We start from the raw sequence: 18,932 nt of genomic DNA on the forward strand, positions 1-18,932 counted from the left end.
ACAAGGTCAACACCTGGTTCAACCCGTCCCTGAACCGGACCTTTTCACATGAGGCAACGACTCACCGCTCCCGGACCTATTGACATGAGGCAACAGGCTTGGAATCTAAGTTAGGCAGGGAGGCTTGCCCGCCGTCGGCCCAATAGCGGGAGAAGGTAGACATCGAAATAATTGTCAACTACGGCAGCGCCGGGCGGAATGGTGCTGCTGCTCCGTTGTGAATCAAGGCATCCCGGACGCGGCGCCTTCATCGAGCACTGTGGCAAGGTAGCTTCCGGAGCTCGAGCAAACAAGCTAGATCTCTAGTTTCTGAATCGATAACCAGCGAAAGGTGAGCGTGGGGGTAAGGGCGGTGGAACAGCAGAGCCGCCCTTTGCGTACCCACCGGACACACCCAGTCCGCGGCTGTTCCGAAGTTCGCCGGGTGAAGCTTCATTATCTTCAAGCGATGGCGTGTCTTGGCAATGCGGTACGACGAACTCGCACTCACCTACCGCGGCGAGCAGTTCTCCGAGCCATCCAGCATCCGACTAGCAGCTTTAGGAGACACGCCCTGGTTGACGGACGAGGTCCTATTTTCGTCGCTGAGACTCTCGCTTATCCGACGTCCATGTCAGAAACCGTACCGAAAGTTGACGCCGCAACAGGGGTTTGTTGCGGGACTTTTATGACTAAATAAGGGACAGCGATGTTTCGCGGAATTCCAGAGAGCCGGATGGGAGGTGTCAGTTTTCGAAGTCGTCTGCACGAAATGTCCAAAGTCGTCTGCACGGCCACTACATGTCCGGAAGGGGGAACTTGTAGCGGGCGGTCAGGCCGGGTGAGCTGCAGAATTCGAGGCAAGGACGTCTTTGCGGATTGCCCAACGGCCGATGGCTGCCCCTGCGCCAACGGTGGCCATGGGATCAGTAGCCAGGGCTGCCAGCCGAGGCCCAGGGCGCTTCCCAGCAATCAGAACACGAGGGTGGCCACCGCGAAAAAGGCTCCGATGTGGATCCATTGATTTTGGACCGGCCGCAAAAGATAGGCCAACACCCAGGCCAGTGGCGCCGCGACCACCAGAGAAACTCCGAAGCCATACAGAATCGCCATGCCCAAAAGGCCCCATACGTGGCCGGCGTCGGTGCCGTCCCGCGAGGCGGGCACTCCATAGCCTGCCGCCACCAGGAGAAGTAGCACGCCCACCCAGAGCGAGGTGGCGATGAACCAGCCCTTGTGTTGCGGGGTTCGTTCTTATGCCCAGGCGGGTCAAAAGCGGCAGACACCTGTCTCTTGGCTCATGCGTTGCTGCCGGACGCCTGCGCTTGGTCAGAGAACGAAAGGCTTGGCGCGGACGGCGGATGAGCTTGTCCCGGCTTGGCGGAAGCTCCAAAATTTTTCTTCGTCGCTGCGGTGGTACATCTTCCGGGTGCTGGCTCCCGCAGGAAGGAGGACCCCGGGGGAGCTGTGGGAAAGCGAGCGGTGAGTACGTTGAGTACCGTTTTATACAGGGTTGAGTCCCCTCGGTCTGCGCGTAGGTCCTCGGTTCTTGGCCCGCGCGTCCCTTTGAAGCTGCCGAGAAGGCTCATTCCTGGTCGACATGGACTTGCTGCTACGGAGCCAGCCCGGACTGGGCCGGTGCGAACGGTGCTCCCAGGAAGGGTGCCGACGGTCTCATACATGTGCTGGCACCCTTCCTGGAACGTGAGCCTCGAATTGGTATTGCCATCTCGGGGTGTCATAGCTGCGGCTGCGGGTCGGTTCGGAGCGGATTGCTGCGGCACTAAGCATTGCTGGTGCCCCTCACGCAAGTTCCCCCGTTGCAGTGTTCTTGTTGGGGGTTAGAGCACGGAGTTGAGGAAGGTTTTGGTTCTCTCGTTTTGTGGGTTTGTGATTACGTCTAGTGCCGGGCCGTGTTCTACGATTGCGCCGTCTGCCATGAACACGACACGGTCGGCGACGTCACGGGCGAAGTTCATCTCGTGTGTGACGACGACCATTGTCATTCCGGATTGGGCGAGGTCTTTCATGACTTTCAGGACCTCGCCGACCAGTTCGGGGTCCAACGCGGATGTGGGCTCGTCGAAGAGCATCAGTTTGGGTTCCATGCAAAGGGCTCTTGCGATGGCGACGCGTTGCTGCTGGCCTCCGGAGAGTTGGCGGGGATATGCGCCGGCTTTGTCTGCCAGACCGACGCGTTCAAGCAGTTGCAGGGCGCGAGGCGTAACGTCCACCTTCTTCTGCCTTAGAACCTGTTGGGGTGCTTCTGTGAGGTTCTCGAGCACGGTCATGTGCGGGAAGAGATTGAAGTGCTGGAACACCATGCCGATGTCTGCGCGGCTACGGCAGATATCGCTGTCTTTTTGTTCGTGGAGTTTGTTTCCTTTGATTTCGTAGCCTACGACTTTGCCGTCCACCCACATGCGGCCGCCATCGACACGCTCAAGGTGGTTGATGCAGCGCAGGAGGGTGCTCTTGCCCGACCCCGAGGGCCCAATGAGACATACGACTTCGCCTGCTTCGATTTCGAGGTCGATTCCTTTGAGAACATCGAGTGTCCCATAGCTCTTATACACGGAGTCCGCTTTGACCATTGTTCGTGTTCCTGTGCCGGCTCCAGCCGGGTCAGTCGTGGTGTAGGTCATCGGGTGCCGCCTTTCCGGGCCATCCGGTCGTGGGTGTTGAAGAATAGAACGAGTCTCTGCCAGGGCGTGAGTGGGAGGTTACGCTGGTTGCCCTTGGCGTAGCGGCGTTCCAAGTAGTACTGGCCAACGCTCAGGATGGACGTGATGATGATGTACCAGATGCTCGCAACAATCAGCAGCGGAATGGTCTCGAATGTCCTGGCGTAGATGATCTGGGAAGAGTAGAGGAGTTCCGGGACCGAGATCACCGATACCAGTGCCGTGGTTTTGAGCATGCCGATGGTTTCATTGCCGGTGGGCGGGATGATCACTTTCATGGCCTGCGGCAGGATGATTCGCTGCATCGTGCGGATCCGGTTGATTCCAAGGGCACCGGCAGCCTCAGACTGGCCGTGGTCGACGGAGAGAATTCCAGCACGCACAATCTCGGACATATAGGCCCCCTGGTTCAACCCGAGACCCAGTATCGCCGCCGCTATCGGAGTGATGATCTGGTTGGCGTCAAGCTGCACGCCAGGAATGCCGAAGCTGATCACCGGGTAGAGAGCTGCGAGGTTGTACCAGAAAAGCAGCTGGACCAGGACCGGTGTGCCGCGGAAGAAGTTCACGTAGGTGGATGCTGCTGCACGGACCACTGGGTTGAGGGAGAGCCGCATGACGGCCAGGACCACCCCGAGAATTATGCCGATCACCATGCAGACCGCAGTCAGCATAAGTGTGACCCCGATGCCGTTCACGATTGAGGCATCACGGATGTATTTACCTACCGTTTCCCAGCCGAAGCGGGGGTTGGTGACCACGGACTGCAGCGCGCAGGCTGCCAGCGCCAGGATCACGGTCGCTGACACCCACCGGCCGAGGTATTTTGCCTTGACCGTAATGTAGTCGTCGGGAGATCTGCGCGGCGTTTCCACCGGGATTGCTGTGGTTCTCATCGAATACCTCTCTGTCCGGTCTTGCTGCTAGCCGGAGACCTGGTCAGCGGAGATGCTGGAGGTGGAGGGAATTCCCCAACGTTCGTTGATTTCGGCGTAGGTTTTGCTCTGGACGATTGCCTTCATGGCCGTGGTGATGGCAGCGCGCAGACCGGAGTCTTTGTTCAGGGCTATGCCGGAAAGTCTTGGCTGGTAGTCGCCCCCGGCGGCCAGTTCGAATTTGTTGCCGGCAAGTTTTCCTTGGTACGCCAAGGGGATGCTGTCTGCCATGACGCCGTCAACCCGGCCGGACAGCAGGGCGAGATTCGCGTCGGTTTGGGCGGCGAACACCGCTTGCTCGATGGGGGACGCGCCTCCGTCAGTGCATTCCTGCGACATGGCCGGCAGGATTTCGAGGGATTCGTGTGTACCCTTCTGCGCAGCTACTTTCTTCCCGCAGAGAGCCGAAGCGGTCATTGATAGCTTGGCGGGATTGCCGGGCAGGACAGCTATGCCTGAACCTCCGGAGATGTAGGGCACGAAGTCGACCACTTTCTGGCGCTCGTCCGTGATGTTGAAGGCGGACATGCCGACGTCGTACTTCTTGGAAGTCAATCCCGGCAGAATCGTGTCGAAAGTGGCGGGGACGTACTGTGCTCTGAGTCCGAGTGCGTCGGCCAGGGCGTTTCCGGTGTCGGCGTCCCAGCCGATCACTGTCTTGTTGTCTGTATCGAAGTACTCAAACGGCGGATATGTGGGGTCCGTCGCAACGACCAGCGTCCCTTTGTCCCGTATTGACTGAGGCAGCAGGGCACGGGCTTCCTCATTGACCGCTACAGACGTACTGGAGGCCACCGAAGGGCCGGCTGCCGAGCTGTTTCCGTTGGCATCTCCCACGGACGCAGATGTGCAGCCACTTGTCGCCGCCACAGCAAGGCTTGCCGTCAGGAGCACTACCGCTCTATTGGTGAATCGCATCGTAATTTTGCCTTTCATGGATTGAGCCGAGGCTCGATTCGGAAACAGATCGTTAGAACCACAAGGGCAGAGGAATCCGCTGGATGATGTGATTGTTCACGTCTGGTGGGTGCGGCGTGACGTGGGCCACGCGAGCAACTGATGTCCATCGAGCTTGGCATCGTACCGTGAGGCCGACATGGTCGCATTGACCAAAAAAAAATCCGGAATTGTCGCTTGCGACAAACGGGGCGCCGCGGCCTCCCGCCACTATGTAAGGCATGAGAATTGATTCGGAACCCATCACGTCCGCTCGTGATAAGGCAATAGAACTGGCTAGACGGGCGGCCCTCGAAGTGCGCCCGTTGTCCTCCAACGAAGAGTTCGCGGCTGCATCGACCCTTCTGGCACGTATTTGGGGCACGAGTGCTGACTCGTCGCCGCTCTCCTCGGATCTTCTCCGAAGCCTGAGCCATGCCGATGCCTGCGTCACCGGTGCGATCGCCGGCGGGGACATCGTCGGCGTTGCCGTCGCAATTTCCGGTCCGCCGGCATCCGAAAACATGTATTCCCTGATCGCGGGTGTCAGCACGGAATTTGCCGGACGCGGTGTGGGCATCGCGCTGAAGTACGCTCAGCGGGTGTGGGCACTGGAACGAGGTGCCAGGCGGATGCTGTGGACCTACGATCCGTTGATCAGGCGAAACGCGCATTTCAACCTCGTGCGCTTGGGCGCGCAAGTAGTGGACTACATTCCGGAGTTCTACCCGCCGATGCACGACGCTTTAAACCGAATGGACCGCACGGACCGCCTTTGTGTCAGCTGGGACCTCACGTCCGCAGGTCCGTCAGCGCCTGCAGCGGACGACGGGGCCGTAGCCCTTCAGGCCGAAGACGACGGCCGCCCGAGGGGCAGCGGCATCCACCCGCAACGCCGCATGCGGGTATGGATCCCCCGCGATATAGAGGGGATGCGAGTCGAGGACAGCGGCCTGGCCATGGAGTGGCGCCTGGCCATGGCAGAAGTGCTTCAGGACGCCGAGACCCACGGGCTGGTCCCTGTATCCGTCTCCAGCTCCGGATACTACGTGTTGGACGAGGTGGGTGCGCTGTGATCATGCCATTTCGTGTGGAATTGCGCACGTTGCGCATGCCGCTTGCCGGGGAGTTTAGGACGTCGCGGGGACGCGAGTCAGTCCGTGAGATGCTTCTCGTCCGATGGATTACGGACGACGCAGAGGGATGGGCCGAATGCGCTGCGGATCCGGCCCCGGTCTATTTCCCGGAGCGGCTCGAGTCTGCGCGCCGCCTCATCAAGGACGTACTCGTTCCACTGGTCGCAGAGGCCGACGCGGTGACCGCCGCCGGGGCCCACGTTGCCATGAAACGCATCCCCGGGAATCCGTTGGCCAAGGCAGCCTTGGAAAGCGCCATCCTGGACGCGGAACTCCGCGCGCACGGCATGTCCATGAAAAGCTACCTCGGCGGCTCGCGGGACAAGATCAGCGTCGGCGTTTCGGTCGGCATTTCGGATTCGGTGAACACCCTGCTCCGCGAAGTCGAAGGCTATGTGGCCGAGGGATATCCACGGGTAAAACTGAAAATCGCGCCGGGCTGGGATGTCGAACCAGTGCGTGCCGTCAGACGCGAGTTCGGCGACGAGTTGCTTCTTCAGGTGGACGCGAACCAGGCATACACCGTGGCTGATATGAGGACACTTCGCCGGCTCGACCCGTTCGACCTCACCTTGCTGGAACAGCCGCTCGCCGCTGAGGATTTGCTCGGTCATGCCCGTATCGCGGAGTACCTGCAGACTCCCATATGCCTGGATGAGTCCATTACCTCCTGTGCCTCAGCAGCGACAGCGATCCAGATGGGCGCGGCGGAGATCATTAATATCAAGCCTGCACGTGTCGGCGGCTACCTTGAAGCGCGCGCAATCCACGACCTCTGCCTGGCCCAGGGAATCCCGGTCTGGTGCGGCGGTGTGCTGGAGACCGCGATCGGCCGGGCAGCGAACCTGCAGCTCGCCTCGCTGCCCGGATTTACCCTTCCGTCCGACATCTCGGCCACTAAACGCTACTACAACAGCGACATCGGACAGGCGTTTGATATCGAGTCCGGGACCATCACGGTTCCGGAGGGCCCTGGAACCGCAGCAGTGCTGGACCTGGAATATCTGGAATCCGTCACGGTGGATCGCGAATGGGTCAACTGAGGGACAGCTGCTTCCGCACTCGATGAGGAAAATAGGCTCTCAGTCTGCCGCTGCCAGGCCTGCCACGCCGGCCACGCCTCGGTGTTCAATCCTTCGATTGAGGACCGAGGCGGGGCCCCGGAACACCGCGGGAGGCGTCTAACGCCTGTCGCGTCTGTGCAGGTAGAGCTGCAGCCATATGATCAGGCGAAGAGCCGGGTCATCCAGATCAATTCCAAATCTCTTCGTTAGCTGGCGCATTCGATACCGCTGCGAATTTTCGTGGACCATCGTGATTTCGGCAGCCCTTCGGTTATCACCAAAAGTGTCCAGGTATGCCAACAGGGTTGCGGCGTACTCCGTGCTGTTCTGCGAATCGTGGTCAAGGATGCGTTGTACAGAGGGCAGTAACCGGTCAGGGGCGGCAACCTTTCCTTCAAACAACTCCTGCAACAGGATCCGGTGGCGCTCATCCTCGGTGCATATCGAAGTATCCAGGGCCTCCGTGCTCTGAAAGCGGAAGGCTGTCTCTATGTCCCTGTGCGCTGTGTCCAAATCAGCAGCGCTATGCAACTCTCCGGAGTAGGCACATCTGAGATCGGCACCTGCAGCGCTTGATACGGCCCGCTGTGAAGCTGTCAGGAATTGCTGGATTCGCTGGCTGCTGAGCTGATCAGCCCCGGGAAGGAGCACAAAAACGCGACTTCGAAGGATAGTGCATGAGGCGGTCCTGCGGACAGCTTCAGCGTTCAGCGCGATGATATCGGCAACCCGCCCGAGATCGACCTCAGTTTCAGGTTCATCGGAGTGGGCGAAACCGATGAGGACGACAGGCATTTGCTTGGCCAGCGTGAGAGCAACGCCAGGATCGATCTGTTCGCCACCGAGGGCCGCGGTCAGCAGTTCACCGCGGCGGTGACGCTGCAAGCTGTAGGCACTGGCGGCGTGCATCAGGTGTAGGGACGCGATAGGCGCCGCGTCAGCGAGGACTCTGGCAATTTCCTGACTTCGACTGCCACCATCATCAAAAGCCCACAGAGAGCCAATCAAGCGTGATCCCACGCGTATCGGCATGGCCACCCGGTCCAAGGCTCCGTGCTCCTGCCCGAAGAAAACAGGTTCGGTTGCCATGGCCACTGCCCGATAGCGGGCGAGATACCAGGGCAAGTCGGGCACGACACGGCCCAGAATCGCGTCACGGCGGCTGCCATCGGTTTCCTGATCGGCAATATTTGAATAGGCCACCACTTCGCGGTTGACGTTCTCAATGGTGACGGCAGTTCCTGCCATTGCGGCTATCGCATTGGCCAGACTGAACAAGTCGCCGGGCGTGATACCGGCGATGGAGGCGGACTGGATGTCCCCGGGGTTGGATACAGCCGCACTTATTAGTGCATGAAGAGAGTTCCAAGAGGCGTCATCGGGAGCACACAGCACCTGAACGTCCCCGGCAAGTGAGACGTCCACTGCCCCCGCGGCCAGATCACGGGGTTTGATGACAATAGCGGCATATCCGCAGGCTGCGGCCTGTTCAATAGCTGCCGACGCAATTCCCGCAACCATCGAAGCTCCGGTCATAAGGAGAATTCCTCCCGGTATGGAAGGCACCCTCTCCATTGGGTCCCATACGACTGAGGCCCGAACCTCGGGGTCCCCGGTAGGAGAACCATCGGCCTGTCCGTGAGGCCACAGCAACAATGGCCCCAAAGTTGTCAGCAAAATGCTCAGGGAAGTACCTGACTCGGGATTCGGGTCGTTCTCCATACCCAGGCTCCTAGAGGATCGACGGGCTCTCGACAGGGCTCTTTAGCAGCGAATCGATGAGCCCGGCCAGCAACGCTGCCCGCTCGGGCATTGCGCTGGCCTGAACCCATTCTCCCTCGCTATGGGCCCCGGCCCCTACGGCGCCTAGACCGTCCAGTGTTGGAATTCCCAAAGCCGCGGTGAGATTTCCATCGGAGGTTCCCCCAGCCATCGCCTGCCGCAGCGGAGGCAGACCCAGGAAATGCGCTACCTCGTTTGCGCGGTCAAACAGAGCTGAGGCCCGGGCCCGCTCAAGCGGGCCCCTGTCGATCTCTCCCTCGATCTCGAGACTCGCGCCGTCAAGCTGGGGCCGCAGGCTGCGTAGCGCGCGGTCAACCCGTTCCAGCTCCTCCATTGACGCCGCGCGAACATCGATGTCCAGCCAGGAAGAAGCCGGAACCTGATTGGAAGCGTCACCTGACCGCAGCGTGGTCGGCGTAACCGACGTGCCCGCCCGAACATCCGCCAGTTTCTCTACCGATGAGATCTGCATCGCAATCTCAAGGGTGGCGTTGACCCCGGCTTCCGGTTCAAGACCCGCGTGCGAGGCACGCCCCAGAGCATGTAGGCGATAGGTGCTTGCGCCCTTGCGACTCGTTTTCAGCGCACCGTCCAGACTTGCCTCAAGGACCAAGACAGCTTCTGCGCCGGCTGCAAGCTTCTCAATCCAGCCTCGGGATGACGGTGACCCGATTTCTTCATCCCCGGTAATAAGAATCTGGACTCCATCCGGACATCCGAGCACCTGTACTGCATAGAACGCCTGCACCAGGCCCGCCTTCATGTCGAAGGAACCGGGTCCCGTAGCTTTGTCTCCCTCCACAGAAAACGGCCATCGGGCAGTAGTCCCCATCGGCCAAACAGTGTCGTAGTGTCCAACGACCAGGACCTTTGGCCGATCGCCCATGGTCCAAAGCAGATGATCGCAACCTTCTCCTGGTAGATAGACCGGCTCACACCCGAGCAGACCCTTACCCACATGTGCGACAACATCTGCCGCCGAACCGAGCTCCACTGGGTGCGCCGAGGGCGACTCCGCGGATACAAGCAGCTCCAGATCCTCGACCATCCGATGCTGGAGTTGGGACAGTGCGTCGAGCAGTGAATCAGCCAGGGGGGCCTCCTAGAGAATGGGTTTGATCCATCATCCGCCGCCCCAGCGGCGCATTCAGCTCTCGTTCCGACAAATTTCACCGCCGTATTTGTTAATCACGACAACCGGCTTCGTGGAAAAGTGGAGATTGTGGGCCCGATCCGGGCCCGACCCCTGTTGCGCCCGACCTGGCCGCTCCGTGATGCACGTCGAAGTTTGCCCGGCCAACGGGGGGGGGTGTGGACATTGCCCTCACTTAAATCTGTTTTTATGCGGGTTGGGATGCTGGACTTGGTTCTTGTCCGTCATCACTTCATTTAGGTGTCAGTCAGTCACAGGGAAACGAAGTCTTCATCGTTGCGTGACCACAGGTTCGCCGGAACTCCGGCGTGCCCGTGTTGTGTAACTCTGGTACCGGTTCTCGACGGACCTGGACGAAGCCGATACACCGATCCAGATCGTGCGCTAACGGTTGTAGCGTCCCTGGTGCGTGCTTGTGGACTTTCCATTCTTGGAGACGCACATCTCGCCGGCTTTTGCCCGACAGTGTGGGCACGAACTACGCAGCGCCGCCCGAAAGCTGTCCTCGATTCGCGCCTTTTCCTTGAGGTAACCAACGTGCGGCGGATCCAAGACAAGTTCCGAGACCACTGACGAGTAAGCCACCGTCTCTACCGCGGGGGTATCGGCAGCAAGCGTGGCCAAGAAGGTCAACTGCTTCGGCGAAAGAGGCATACTTTCCAGAAGCCAAGTCTGTTCCTCATCTGGGAACTGCACTGCGAGCGGAGTATCAGTAGCAATGATTGTTGAGGCACGCGAGATGGCCGCTCGGAGGGCAGTAACTTCCTCGTGCATTCGTCGGAGATCGTGAAAGCTTGTAGAGAAATTGAGCATCGGCATGCATGTGGCCATCGACTTCAAATTGAATGACAGCAACCGTTCCAGATGGCCGAGAGTCTCAACAAGACCCGGCAGTGTGTTCGGATCATGTCGAAGACCGTCGCGTCGCTTTGGCCGGATGCCCTGGTCCTCTTTCAATGACTCATCATTGACACGCGCTCCGTCAGTCATCGAGAACCCTTCCTTGCACCATGAAATCTCGGTAGGACGCGAGATCGAACGGATCGGCACTACGCTCAGTGGACGTAGTCCCGTCTGATGAAAGCGTAGCCTTACATCGAGGCTTGACTCTTCGATGAATGCGTACTGCGTGGTTGATCAGATGATCGCACCAGTTTCGGGGAACCGGGGGAACGATGGGTGCGAGGGGCAGATCCATCGGCTGTCCACGTCCTCCGCGTGGCAGGCCATGAGGCGTGTTCAACCGTTGCGTCACTCCCTGGTGCTGTACAACGAAATTGCCTCATGCGCTTTGGCATTCTGCCGTTAGGATTTCCTGTTCGCGAACGGCGGTTGATCCAGTTAGCTGCGCCGATCACCTAGGAGATACGTTGTCCGGTTAGTCTATTCGCCGGATTCGGATTCGAGGGTTGTGGCTGCGTGGAGGGCGTCGTCGACGACGATGAGGTAGTTGTCCCTACCCGCGGCGAGGTTGACGGCGTCGTCGGCGTTGGTGATGTTGAGCCGCCGAAGGAGCCGGGCGATGTCAAGGGTGTCCTTGTCGCGCTCGGCGGCGATTTTCATCGCAAGGAGCGTTTGGGTATCCGCGGCCTGGATCGTGAGTCCGTCGGTTTGTTCCAGGGTCACCCAGGTGGCGTTGTCCGGGACGAAGGCTGAGGCGTTGGAGTTGAGCCAATCAGGCGCAAGGTCGTATTCCGCAGCCATTTCCGTGACGATCGTGTTGACGTTGGTTGGGTCGGCGTAGCTGGCGTCGATGTCGGCGGTGGGGCGGTTGCCGATTCCTTGCAGGATGAGCGCGGCGCCGCCGACGAGTTTGATGTCGCTATGGACGCCTTGGGCCTGCAGGCGCCTGCCGAGTTCGTGGAGGAGTGCGCGGATTTGAACGGCGGTGAGTTCTCCGCCGCTCATGTGGTGGCCAGGCTGCGTTCGCGGATGAAGACGTTGAGGGCGGCGAGTTCGGCGGGTGTTTGTGACATGGTTAGTTTCTTCATGGTTTCCCTGACGGTCCGGTAGGACTCGGCCGGCATCCACGCCTCGTTGAGGGGCTTGACGCGTTTGGTCCAGGACGGTGCGGGTTGCCCGAGCCGGTGCGCGATGTAGTTGGTGATCCCGGCCAGAGCCGCAGACCAGTGCGGATCATTGAGCCGGGGGCTGCGTTGGAGCAGCGGTTTCCCGGCGTTGAGGGAGGCAGTGGCGTAGTCGGCGAGCATCTTGATGGCGAACTCGAAGTCCTGTGAACCGATCAGCTGCGTGAACGTTTTGGCGTAGTCCCGCCGTGCCGGATCGTAGTCGCTGCCTTGGGGCATAGGATCGGAGGCGATCAGCGACAGCCCGAGGGTGTGGAAGACGGCCATGGTCTTGCCGAGTTCGGCCCGTGCGTGGCCTGCCTCGAGGTCAACCAGGAACTTCCGTGAAACACCACTCGCCTCTGCGAGCGATTGTTGTGAAAGACCGCGTTCCCGGCGCCGCGCACGGATGATCGCACCGGCCGCCGCGGGTGTGTCGATGCTGGATTCAGATGTTATGGGTCCTCCTTGCCGTTTCCCAGTATGTCACCGAATGGTGACAAGGGCACACTTCCCGGCGCGGCTCTGGGAGATGCGCGGCGAGGCAAAATACTTACTTCACGCACTCCCGCGTCATGATGTGGGCGGCCTTCGACTGCGGCATACGGGCGGTGAGCCAGCACGGGTTACGCGGAGATGTTGAGCCGTGGGAGCGTCTGCGTGACCAGCTGCGGTCAGAGATCATGGATAAGGGCTTCGACCGGAAAACTAACTCATTCACGCAGACATACGGTGGCGGGCAGACTGACGCTGCCCTATTGGCACTGCCCCAGGTTGGCTCCATCGCCTACGACGATGAACACATGCTGGGACAGTCTCCCGTCTGGAGGAGGAGCTCCTCGCCGACGGCGACCTGTTGCTGCGCTATCGGACAGAGAGCGGAGTCGACGGACTGGATCCGGGCGAGCACGCATTCCTTGCGTGCTCGTTCGGGCTGGTCGAGCAGTACGCACGTACAGGTCGCCGGGCCGATGCCACCGCCCTGATGGACAAACTCACAGGGTTCACCAACGAGCTCGGCCTGCTGAGCGAAGAGTACGACGCAAAGAAATGCGGATGGCCGGCAAGTACCCTCAGGCCTTTTCCCATCTTGCTCTCGTTCGAGCGGCCGATGCTATGCATGGCGTCGACCGTCTGAGCATGGCGGTTAATGCTGGCGAGTAGCTAGTCTGCCACAGCGCCAAGATAGGGTCTTTGCCTTTTCCAAATTCCCAACAAACCCCAAGGTTCTTGGGCATAACGTACCGAAGCTCCGGTCAGTTCGAAGCAGATGCCCAGGCACGTGGCTGACTGGGTCAGCGTGCGTAGGGGTCGGCGATGCCGATGTATTGGGTTGTGGTGTATTCGGCGATGCCTTCGGAGCCGCCTTCGCGGCCGAGGCCGGACTGCTTGACTCCGCCGAAGGGTGCGGCGGCGTTGGAGATGACGCCGGCGTTGAAGCCGACCATGCCGAATTCGATTTGTTCGGCTACCCGCAGAAGCCGGTTGAAGTCGCGGCTGTAAACGTAGGAGGCGAGGCCGTATTCGCTGTTGTTGGCCAGCCGGATAGCGTCTTCCTCGGTTGTGAACGTGGTGACCGGGGCGACGGGGCCGAAAATTTCCTGACCAAGGATCGCGGCGTCGTTCGGCACGCCACCCAGCACCGTGGGCTGGTAGAAGTAGCCGGGCCCGTCGACGGGGGCGCCTCCGGTGAGGGCGGTGGCTCCAGCGTTGAGGGCGGCGGTCACCAACGCGTGGACGTCGTCGCGGGCGCTGGCGTCGATCAATGGTCCTACCTGGGTGGCGGGTTCGGTGCCGCGGCCGGTGGCCAGGGCGCCCATGGCGGTGGCGAACTTCCTCGTGAACTCCTGTGCTACGGATTCCTGGACCAGGAAGCGGTTGGCGGCGGTGCAGGCCTCTCCCATGTTCCTCATCTTGGCGGCCATGGCGCCTTCGACGGCTTTGTCCAGGTCCGCGTCCTCGAACACGATGAACGGCGCGTTGCCGCCAAGTTCCATCGAGGTGCGGAGCACGTTCTGCGCCGCGTCGGCGATCAGACGCTTGCCCACCGGAGTGGAACCGGTGAAGGAGACTTTGCGGAGCCGGGGATCGGCAAGCAGGGGCCCGGAGATGCCGGAGGCGCTGGACGAGGAGACGACGTTCAGGACACCGGCGGGCAGGCCGGCTTCCATCATGGTCTGCGCGAACAGCTGGGCGGTCAGCGGGGTGAGTTTAGCGGGTTTGAGGACCATAGTGCAGCCCGCGGCGATTGCGGGTGCGACTTTGCGCGTGGCCATGGCCAGCGGGAAGTTCCAGGGCGTGATTAGAAGGCACGGGCCCACCGGTTTGTGCTGGACGAGGATCTTGTTTTTGCCCTCTGGGGTGGTGAGGTAGCGGCCGTAGTCCCGGACTGTTTCTTCGGAGAACCAGCGGAGGAACTCCGCCCCGTAGGTGACTTCGCCGCGGGCTTCGGCCAGGGGTTTGCCCATTTCCAGGGTCATCAGCAGCGCGAAGTCCTCGGCGCGTTCAGTGATCAGGTCAAAAGCCCGACGCAGGATCTCGGCCCTTTCCCTTGGGGCGGTTCGTGCCCAGGAAGCCTGGACTTCGTCTGCCGCGTCGAGGGCGGCAACGGCATCCTCACTGGTGGCGGAGGCAAGGGTGGCGAGCACCTCCCCAGTGGCGGGATCATGAACGACGAACGTCCCGCCGTCGGACGCGTCCACCCACTGACCGCCAATGAGCAGGCCGGTGGGCACGGAGGCGAGGAGCGCGGCTTCGCGCTCAGGGGAAATGGTGTCGGATGATCCGACAGAGGGCAGTGCTGATGAAGCTGTCATGGGAGGAGTCCTTAGTAACAGTGGTCAGTAGCTGGTGGGGGCGTCGCCGTCGGCAGACTGGATGTACCGGGCGGCGAGGGCTTCGGAGCCGCGGGCGAGGATGGCGACGTCGGCGCCCACCAGGATGAAGTTGACGCCACCATCCAGGTAGCGGTGGGCGGTGGCTGGGTTGAAGGCGTTCACACCGGCCGGTTTTCCGGCCGCCTGGGCTGCTGCAAGGCAGTGTTCGACGGCGGCGCGCACCTTGGGGTGTTCCTGCTGTCCCAGCAGGCCCATGGAAGCGGCGAGGTCGGAGGGCCCGAGGAAGATGGCGTCCACACCGTCCACGGCCAGGATGTCCACGACGGCGTCTACGGCCGCCGTCGATTCGATCTGCACCGTGACGCTGATGGTCTCCGACGCCCGGGCCAAGTAATCTGGGATGCGGTTCCAGCGGGCGGCGCGGGCGAGGGCGGATCCGACGCCGCGGATACCCTGGGGCGGGTAGCGGGTGGCGGCGACGGCGGCCTCAGCTTCGGCAACAGAGTTCACCATGGGAATCAGCAGGTTTTGAACGCCGAGGTCCAGGTACTGCTTGATCAGCACGGTGTCGTTGACCGGCGGCCGGACCAGGACCTGGACCGGGTAGCCGTTGACCGCCTGGAGCTGGGCGAGGATGGATTCGAGGCCGTTGGGGCTGTGTTCGGCGTCGATGAGGAGCCAGTCCAGGCCGGATCCGGCGCAGAGCTCGGCGATCAGCGGGCTGCCGGAGCAGACCCACATTCCCGCCAGGGGGCGGCTCGCCGCGGCGAGAGCGTCGCGGAACGTGTCCGCATAGTCAGGATTTCCGGGTTCTACTCGAAGCGGCATGTGATGGCTCCCAAGGGTCCGTAGTCGGCGTGGACGGTGTCGCCTTTGTACACCCACAATGGGCGGGTGAAGGAGCCGGCAAGGATGATGTCCCCGGACTTCATCCCGTCGCCGTGGGCGGCGATTTTGTTGGCGAGCCAGTGCACGCCGTTGGCGGGGTGGTCCAGGACGCCGGCGGCCACACCGGTTTCCTCCACGGTCTGGTTCTTGTAGAGGATGGCGGAGACCCAGCGGAGGTCCACGGCGTCGGGCTTTACGGGGTTTCCACCGATCACCATGGCGCCCATCGCGGCGTTATCTGCGATGGTGTCCACGATGGTCCGGCCCTCCATTTCGATCCGGGAGTCCAGGATCTCCAGGGCCGGCACCACGTAGTCCGTGGCGTTCAGGACGTCGAAGATGGTGCAACCGGGTCCGGCCAGGTCCTTCTTCAGCACGAATGCCAGCTCCACCTCCACCCGCGGATGGGTGTACCGGTCCCACTCCACCGAGCAGCCGGTTTCGAGGACCATGTCATCGAAGATGGCGCCGTAGTCCGGTTCGGTGATACCAGTGGCGGCCTGCATGGCCTTGGAGGTGAGGCCGATCTTGCGGCCCACCAGCTTCCGGCCGGCGTCCTCGTTGCGCCGCCGCCACAGCTGCTGCACCGCATACGAGTCCTCCACCGTCATCTCCGGGTAGCGGGCCGTGAGGCGGGGGACTGGGGTACGGGTCCGGGCGGCCTCCAGGAGTTCATCGGCGATGGCCTCAATCGTCGCGGGCTCAAGCATTCGTCGTGTTCCGTTCCTCTGCGGTGGGTGGGTAGGGCCGGTCCTACCTCTTGGTGGGACCGGCCCTGCGGTTGGAGCTTAGAGCTGTGCTCCGAGTTTGAAGCCTTCCGCTGCGCTGTCGGCGTCTTTGCGGGTGTAGGAGAAGCCGTCGGCACCGACGGTGACGGCCATTTCGGAGGCGTCGGTGCGTTCGATGACGGGCTGGGGGTTTCCGTCGAGGTCCAGGACCAGGGAGGCTTCGGTGTACCAGGACGGGACGACGGGGTTGCCCCACCAGTCGCGGCGCTGGTTGTCGTGGACGTCCCAGGTGATGGTGGGGTTGTCGGGGTCGCCGGTGTAGTAATCCTGGGTGTAAATCTCGATGCGGTGGTCGTCGGGGTCCAGGATGTAGAGGTAGAAGGCGTTGGAGACGCCGTGCCGTCCGGGGCCGCGTTCGATCCGGTCGCTGATGCGCAGGGCGCCCATCTTGTCGCAGATCTGGATGATGTTGTGCTTCTCGTGGGTGGCGAACGCGACGTGGTGCATGCGCGGGCCGTTGCCGCCGGTCAGGGCGGTGTCGTGGACGGTCTGTTTGCGGTGCATCCACGCAGCGTACGTGACGCCGTCGGAGTCCTGGATGTCTTCGGAGACGCGGAAGCCGAGGTCCTCGAGGTACTTGCGGCCGCGGGGGACGTCCGGGGTGACCTGGTTGAAGTGGTCCAGACGGACCAGCTCGCCGGCGGAGTAGAGGTCGTAGCGCTGGGTGAGGCGTTCCACGTGCTCTACGTCGTAGAAGAACTCGTAGGGGAAGCCCAGCGGGTCCTCGACGCGGACGGAATCGCCGATGCCTTTGGTGAAGCCTTCCGTGCGGCGTTCGGTGCGGCAGCCCAGTTCCTTGTAGTAGGCCTCGGCGGCGTCCACTTCGGCGGGGGACTTCACCCGGTAGGCGAAGGCGGCGACGGCGGCGATGGGTCCCTTACGGAGTACCAGGTTGTGGTGGATGAACTCCTCGAGGGAGCGCAGGTAGATGTTGTTCTCGTCTTCCTCGGTCACGTGCAGGCCCAGGAGGTCCACGTAGAACTCACGGGACTTGGCGAGGTCGGTGACCACGATCTCCATGTAGGCGCAGCGGACGATGTCCGGGGCCGGGACGGTGGGGGTGGGGACGAAGTTGGTCATGGTGTTCTCTCTTCTTTGAAAGGGGTCTGGTTGAAGTACGACGGCGGCAGGCCGGGCTGGGTGCCGGCGTCGCCTACGCGCCGAATTTGGGGGTGTGGACGGTGCCGAGGGTGATGTGCACGGCTTGCTGGTCGGTGTAGAAATCGATGGAGCGGTAGCCGCCTTCGTGGCCGAGGCCGGAGGCTTTGACGCCGCCGAACGGGGTGCGGAGGTCGCGGACGTTGTGGCTGTTGAGCCAGACCATGCCGGCTTCGACGTTCTGGGAGAAGTTGTGGGCGCGGGTCAGGTTCTGGGTCCAGATGTAGGCCGCGAGCCCGTAGCGGGTGTTGTTCGCCAAGGCGAGGGCCTCGTCGTCGTTCTCGAAGGGGGTGATGGCGACGACGGGGCCGAAAATCTCCTCCTGGAAGATCCGCGCGTCGGGTGCGACGTCGGCGAACACGGTGGGGGCGATGTAGTTGCCTTCGGGGAGGTGGCTGGGGCGGCCGCCGCCGGCGAGGAGCCTGCCTTCGGACTTGCCGATCTCCACATAGGAGGCCACTTTCGCGTAGTGCTCGGGGTGGACCAGGGCGCCCACTTCGGTCTTGGGGTCGTGCGGGTCCCCCACCACGATGTTCTTGGCCCGGGCGGCATACTTTTCGCAGAATTCGTCGTAGATGGCGCGTTCGACGAGGATGCGGGAGCCGGCGGTGCATCGTTCGCCGTTGAGGGAGAAGACCCCGAACAGTGCGGAGTCGATCGCGGCGTCCAGGTCTGCATCGGCGAACACCACGCACGGGGACTTGCCGCCAAGCTCCATGGAGAGGCCCTTGAGGTTGGCCGCGGCGTTGCGGAAGATCGTCTGCCCGGTGGTGGTCTCGCCGGTGAAGGAGATCAGCGGTACGTCCGGGTGCTTGACCAAGGCGTCGCCGGCTTCCTCGCCGAGGCCGTTGACCAGGTTGAAGACACCGTCGGGGAGGCCGGCGTCCTTGAAGATCTGGGCCCAGAGCGAGGCGGAGAGCGGGGTGAACTCGGCCGGCTTGAGGACCACGGTGTTGCCGGTGGCCAACGCGGGGGCGAGCTTCCAGGACTCCAGCATGAAGGGGGTGTTCCACGGGGTGATGAGGCCGGCGACGCCGATCGGCTTGCGGTTCACGTAGTTGATCTGGGCGCCGGGGACCTTCATGGCGTCGTCGAACTGGGCCACAATCAGGTCCGCGAAGAAGCGGAAGTTCTCCGCCGCCCGGAGGGCTTGGCCCTTGGCCTGGGTGATGGGCAGGCCGGTGTCGAAGGTTTCGAGTTCGGCGAGCCGTGCCTCCTGGGCTTCGACGGCGTCGGCAATCCTGTTCAGGACGCGGGCGCGTTCGCGCGGCTTCATCTTCGGCCACGGGCCGTTAGTGAAGGCTTCGCGGGCGGCGGCGACGGCGAGGTCGATGTCCTCTTTCTGGCCGGCGGCGGCGGTGGCGTAGTTCTGGTTGGAGACAGGGTCCAGGACGTCGAACGTCTTGCCGCCCACGGAGTCAACGAACCGGCCGTTGATGTAGTGCTGGATGTGGGTGGGGAGGTCCTGCGGAACGTAATGAGTGCCGGCTTCTACGGATGTGAACGTCATTGCTGTTTCCTTACTA

General features: G+C 62.0%; 16 protein-coding genes and 2 pseudogenes. 3 read left to right on the forward strand and 15 right to left on the reverse strand.

Features of this window, described 5'->3' with window-relative positions; all coding sequences use genetic code 11:
* Positions 1–951 precede the first annotated feature (951 nt).
* The 4 genes from ACZY1F_RS07585 to ACZY1F_RS07600 all read right to left on the reverse strand — a co-directional run bounded on the left by ACZY1F_RS07585 (position 952) and on the right by ACZY1F_RS07600 (position 4,516).
* On the reverse strand, positions 952–1,185 hold the full coding sequence (locus tag ACZY1F_RS07585; RefSeq protein WP_463941154.1) for a hypothetical protein: 234 nt from the start codon (positions 1,183–1,185) through the stop codon (positions 952–954).
* Positions 1,186–1,820: 635 nt separating this feature from the next.
* Positions 1,821–2,624 carry an amino acid ABC transporter ATP-binding protein gene (locus ACZY1F_RS07590; protein ID WP_463941155.1) on the reverse strand — a complete coding sequence of 268 codons (804 nt, stop codon included), beginning with the start codon at positions 2,622–2,624 and terminating at the stop codon, positions 1,821–1,823.
* Entirely contained in the window at positions 2,621–3,559 is a 939-nt protein-coding gene (locus tag ACZY1F_RS07595; protein ID WP_463941156.1) for an amino acid ABC transporter permease, read from the reverse strand. Before ACZY1F_RS07595 ends, ACZY1F_RS07590 begins: the two co-directional genes overlap by 4 nt.
* Before the next feature lie 27 nt (positions 3,560–3,586).
* Positions 3,587–4,516 (reverse strand): ABC transporter substrate-binding protein, encoded by a 930-nt coding sequence (locus tag ACZY1F_RS07600; RefSeq protein WP_463941157.1) that lies wholly within the window; start codon positions 4,514–4,516, stop codon positions 3,587–3,589.
* Between the two features lie 260 nt (positions 4,517–4,776).
* Here ACZY1F_RS07600 and ACZY1F_RS07605 point away from each other — a divergent pair, with 260 nt between their 5' ends.
* Positions 4,777–5,610: a hypothetical protein gene (locus ACZY1F_RS07605; RefSeq protein WP_463941158.1), complete on the forward strand. Its 834-nt coding sequence runs from the start codon at positions 4,777–4,779 to the stop codon at positions 5,608–5,610.
* A 35-nt stretch (positions 5,611–5,645) separates the two neighbouring features.
* Complete coding sequence (menC, locus tag ACZY1F_RS07610; protein WP_463941553.1) at positions 5,646–6,713, forward strand: o-succinylbenzoate synthase; 1,068 nt, start codon at positions 5,646–5,648, stop codon at positions 6,711–6,713.
* 138 nt (positions 6,714–6,851) lie between these two features.
* On the opposite strand, the gene ACZY1F_RS07615 is transcribed toward menC, so the two are convergent.
* The 6 genes and pseudogenes from ACZY1F_RS07615 to ACZY1F_RS07640 form a co-directional block, all read right to left on the reverse strand.
* Positions 6,852–8,270, reverse strand: coding sequence for a PucR family transcriptional regulator (locus ACZY1F_RS07615; RefSeq protein WP_463941159.1), 1,419 nt, complete (start codon positions 8,268–8,270; stop codon positions 6,852–6,854).
* A 196-nt stretch (positions 8,271–8,466) separates the two neighbouring features.
* Positions 8,467–9,564, reverse strand: a complete 1,098-nt coding sequence (locus ACZY1F_RS07620; RefSeq protein WP_463941160.1) for a M20 family metallopeptidase — start codon at positions 9,562–9,564, stop codon at positions 8,467–8,469.
* 489 nt (positions 9,565–10,053) lie between these two features.
* On the reverse strand, positions 10,054–10,659 hold the full coding sequence (locus tag ACZY1F_RS07625) for a zinc finger domain-containing protein (protein WP_463941161.1): 606 nt from the start codon (positions 10,657–10,659) through the stop codon (positions 10,054–10,056).
* A 393-nt stretch (positions 10,660–11,052) separates the two neighbouring features.
* Positions 11,053–11,577: a DUF6036 family nucleotidyltransferase gene (locus ACZY1F_RS07630; RefSeq protein WP_463941162.1), complete on the reverse strand. Its 525-nt coding sequence runs from the start codon at positions 11,575–11,577 to the stop codon at positions 11,053–11,055.
* Positions 11,574–12,023, reverse strand: coding sequence for a hypothetical protein (locus tag ACZY1F_RS07635; protein WP_463941163.1), 450 nt, complete (start codon positions 12,021–12,023; stop codon positions 11,574–11,576). The genes ACZY1F_RS07630 and ACZY1F_RS07635 overlap by 4 nt, the downstream gene beginning before the upstream one ends.
* Before the next feature lie 15 nt (positions 12,024–12,038).
* Positions 12,039–12,194 (reverse strand): annotated as a pseudogene (locus tag ACZY1F_RS07640) (helix-turn-helix domain-containing protein); the annotation flags it as partial.
* Positions 12,195–12,258: 64 nt separating this feature from the next.
* Between ACZY1F_RS07640 and ACZY1F_RS07645 the strand changes: the two are divergent.
* A pseudogene (locus ACZY1F_RS07645) lies at positions 12,259–12,899 on the forward strand (glycoside hydrolase family 15 protein); the annotation flags it as partial.
* Positions 12,900–13,030: 131 nt separating this feature from the next.
* Here ACZY1F_RS07645 and ACZY1F_RS07650 read toward each other — a convergent pair.
* The 5 genes from ACZY1F_RS07650 to hpaE form a co-directional block, all read right to left on the reverse strand.
* Positions 13,031–14,551, reverse strand: a complete 1,521-nt coding sequence (locus ACZY1F_RS07650; RefSeq protein WP_463941164.1) for an NAD-dependent succinate-semialdehyde dehydrogenase — start codon at positions 14,549–14,551, stop codon at positions 13,031–13,033.
* A gap of 24 nt (positions 14,552–14,575) precedes the next feature.
* Complete coding sequence (locus ACZY1F_RS07655; RefSeq protein WP_463941165.1) at positions 14,576–15,400, reverse strand: HpcH/HpaI aldolase family protein; 825 nt, start codon at positions 15,398–15,400, stop codon at positions 14,576–14,578.
* Positions 15,385–16,170, reverse strand: a complete 786-nt coding sequence (hpaH, locus tag ACZY1F_RS07660) for a 2-oxo-hept-4-ene-1,7-dioate hydratase (protein ID WP_463941166.1) — start codon at positions 16,168–16,170, stop codon at positions 15,385–15,387. Before hpaH ends, ACZY1F_RS07655 begins: the two co-directional genes overlap by 16 nt.
* A gap of 78 nt (positions 16,171–16,248) precedes the next feature.
* Complete coding sequence (gene hpaD, locus ACZY1F_RS07665) at positions 16,249–17,328, reverse strand: 3,4-dihydroxyphenylacetate 2,3-dioxygenase (RefSeq protein ID WP_463941167.1); 1,080 nt, start codon at positions 17,326–17,328, stop codon at positions 16,249–16,251.
* Positions 17,329–17,401: 73 nt separating this feature from the next.
* Positions 17,402–18,916: a 5-carboxymethyl-2-hydroxymuconate semialdehyde dehydrogenase gene (hpaE, locus tag ACZY1F_RS07670; RefSeq protein ID WP_463941168.1), complete on the reverse strand. Its 1,515-nt coding sequence runs from the start codon at positions 18,914–18,916 to the stop codon at positions 17,402–17,404.
* Positions 18,917–18,932 lie beyond the last annotated feature (16 nt).

It is taken from the genome of Pseudarthrobacter xylosi, from assembly GCF_055412765.1.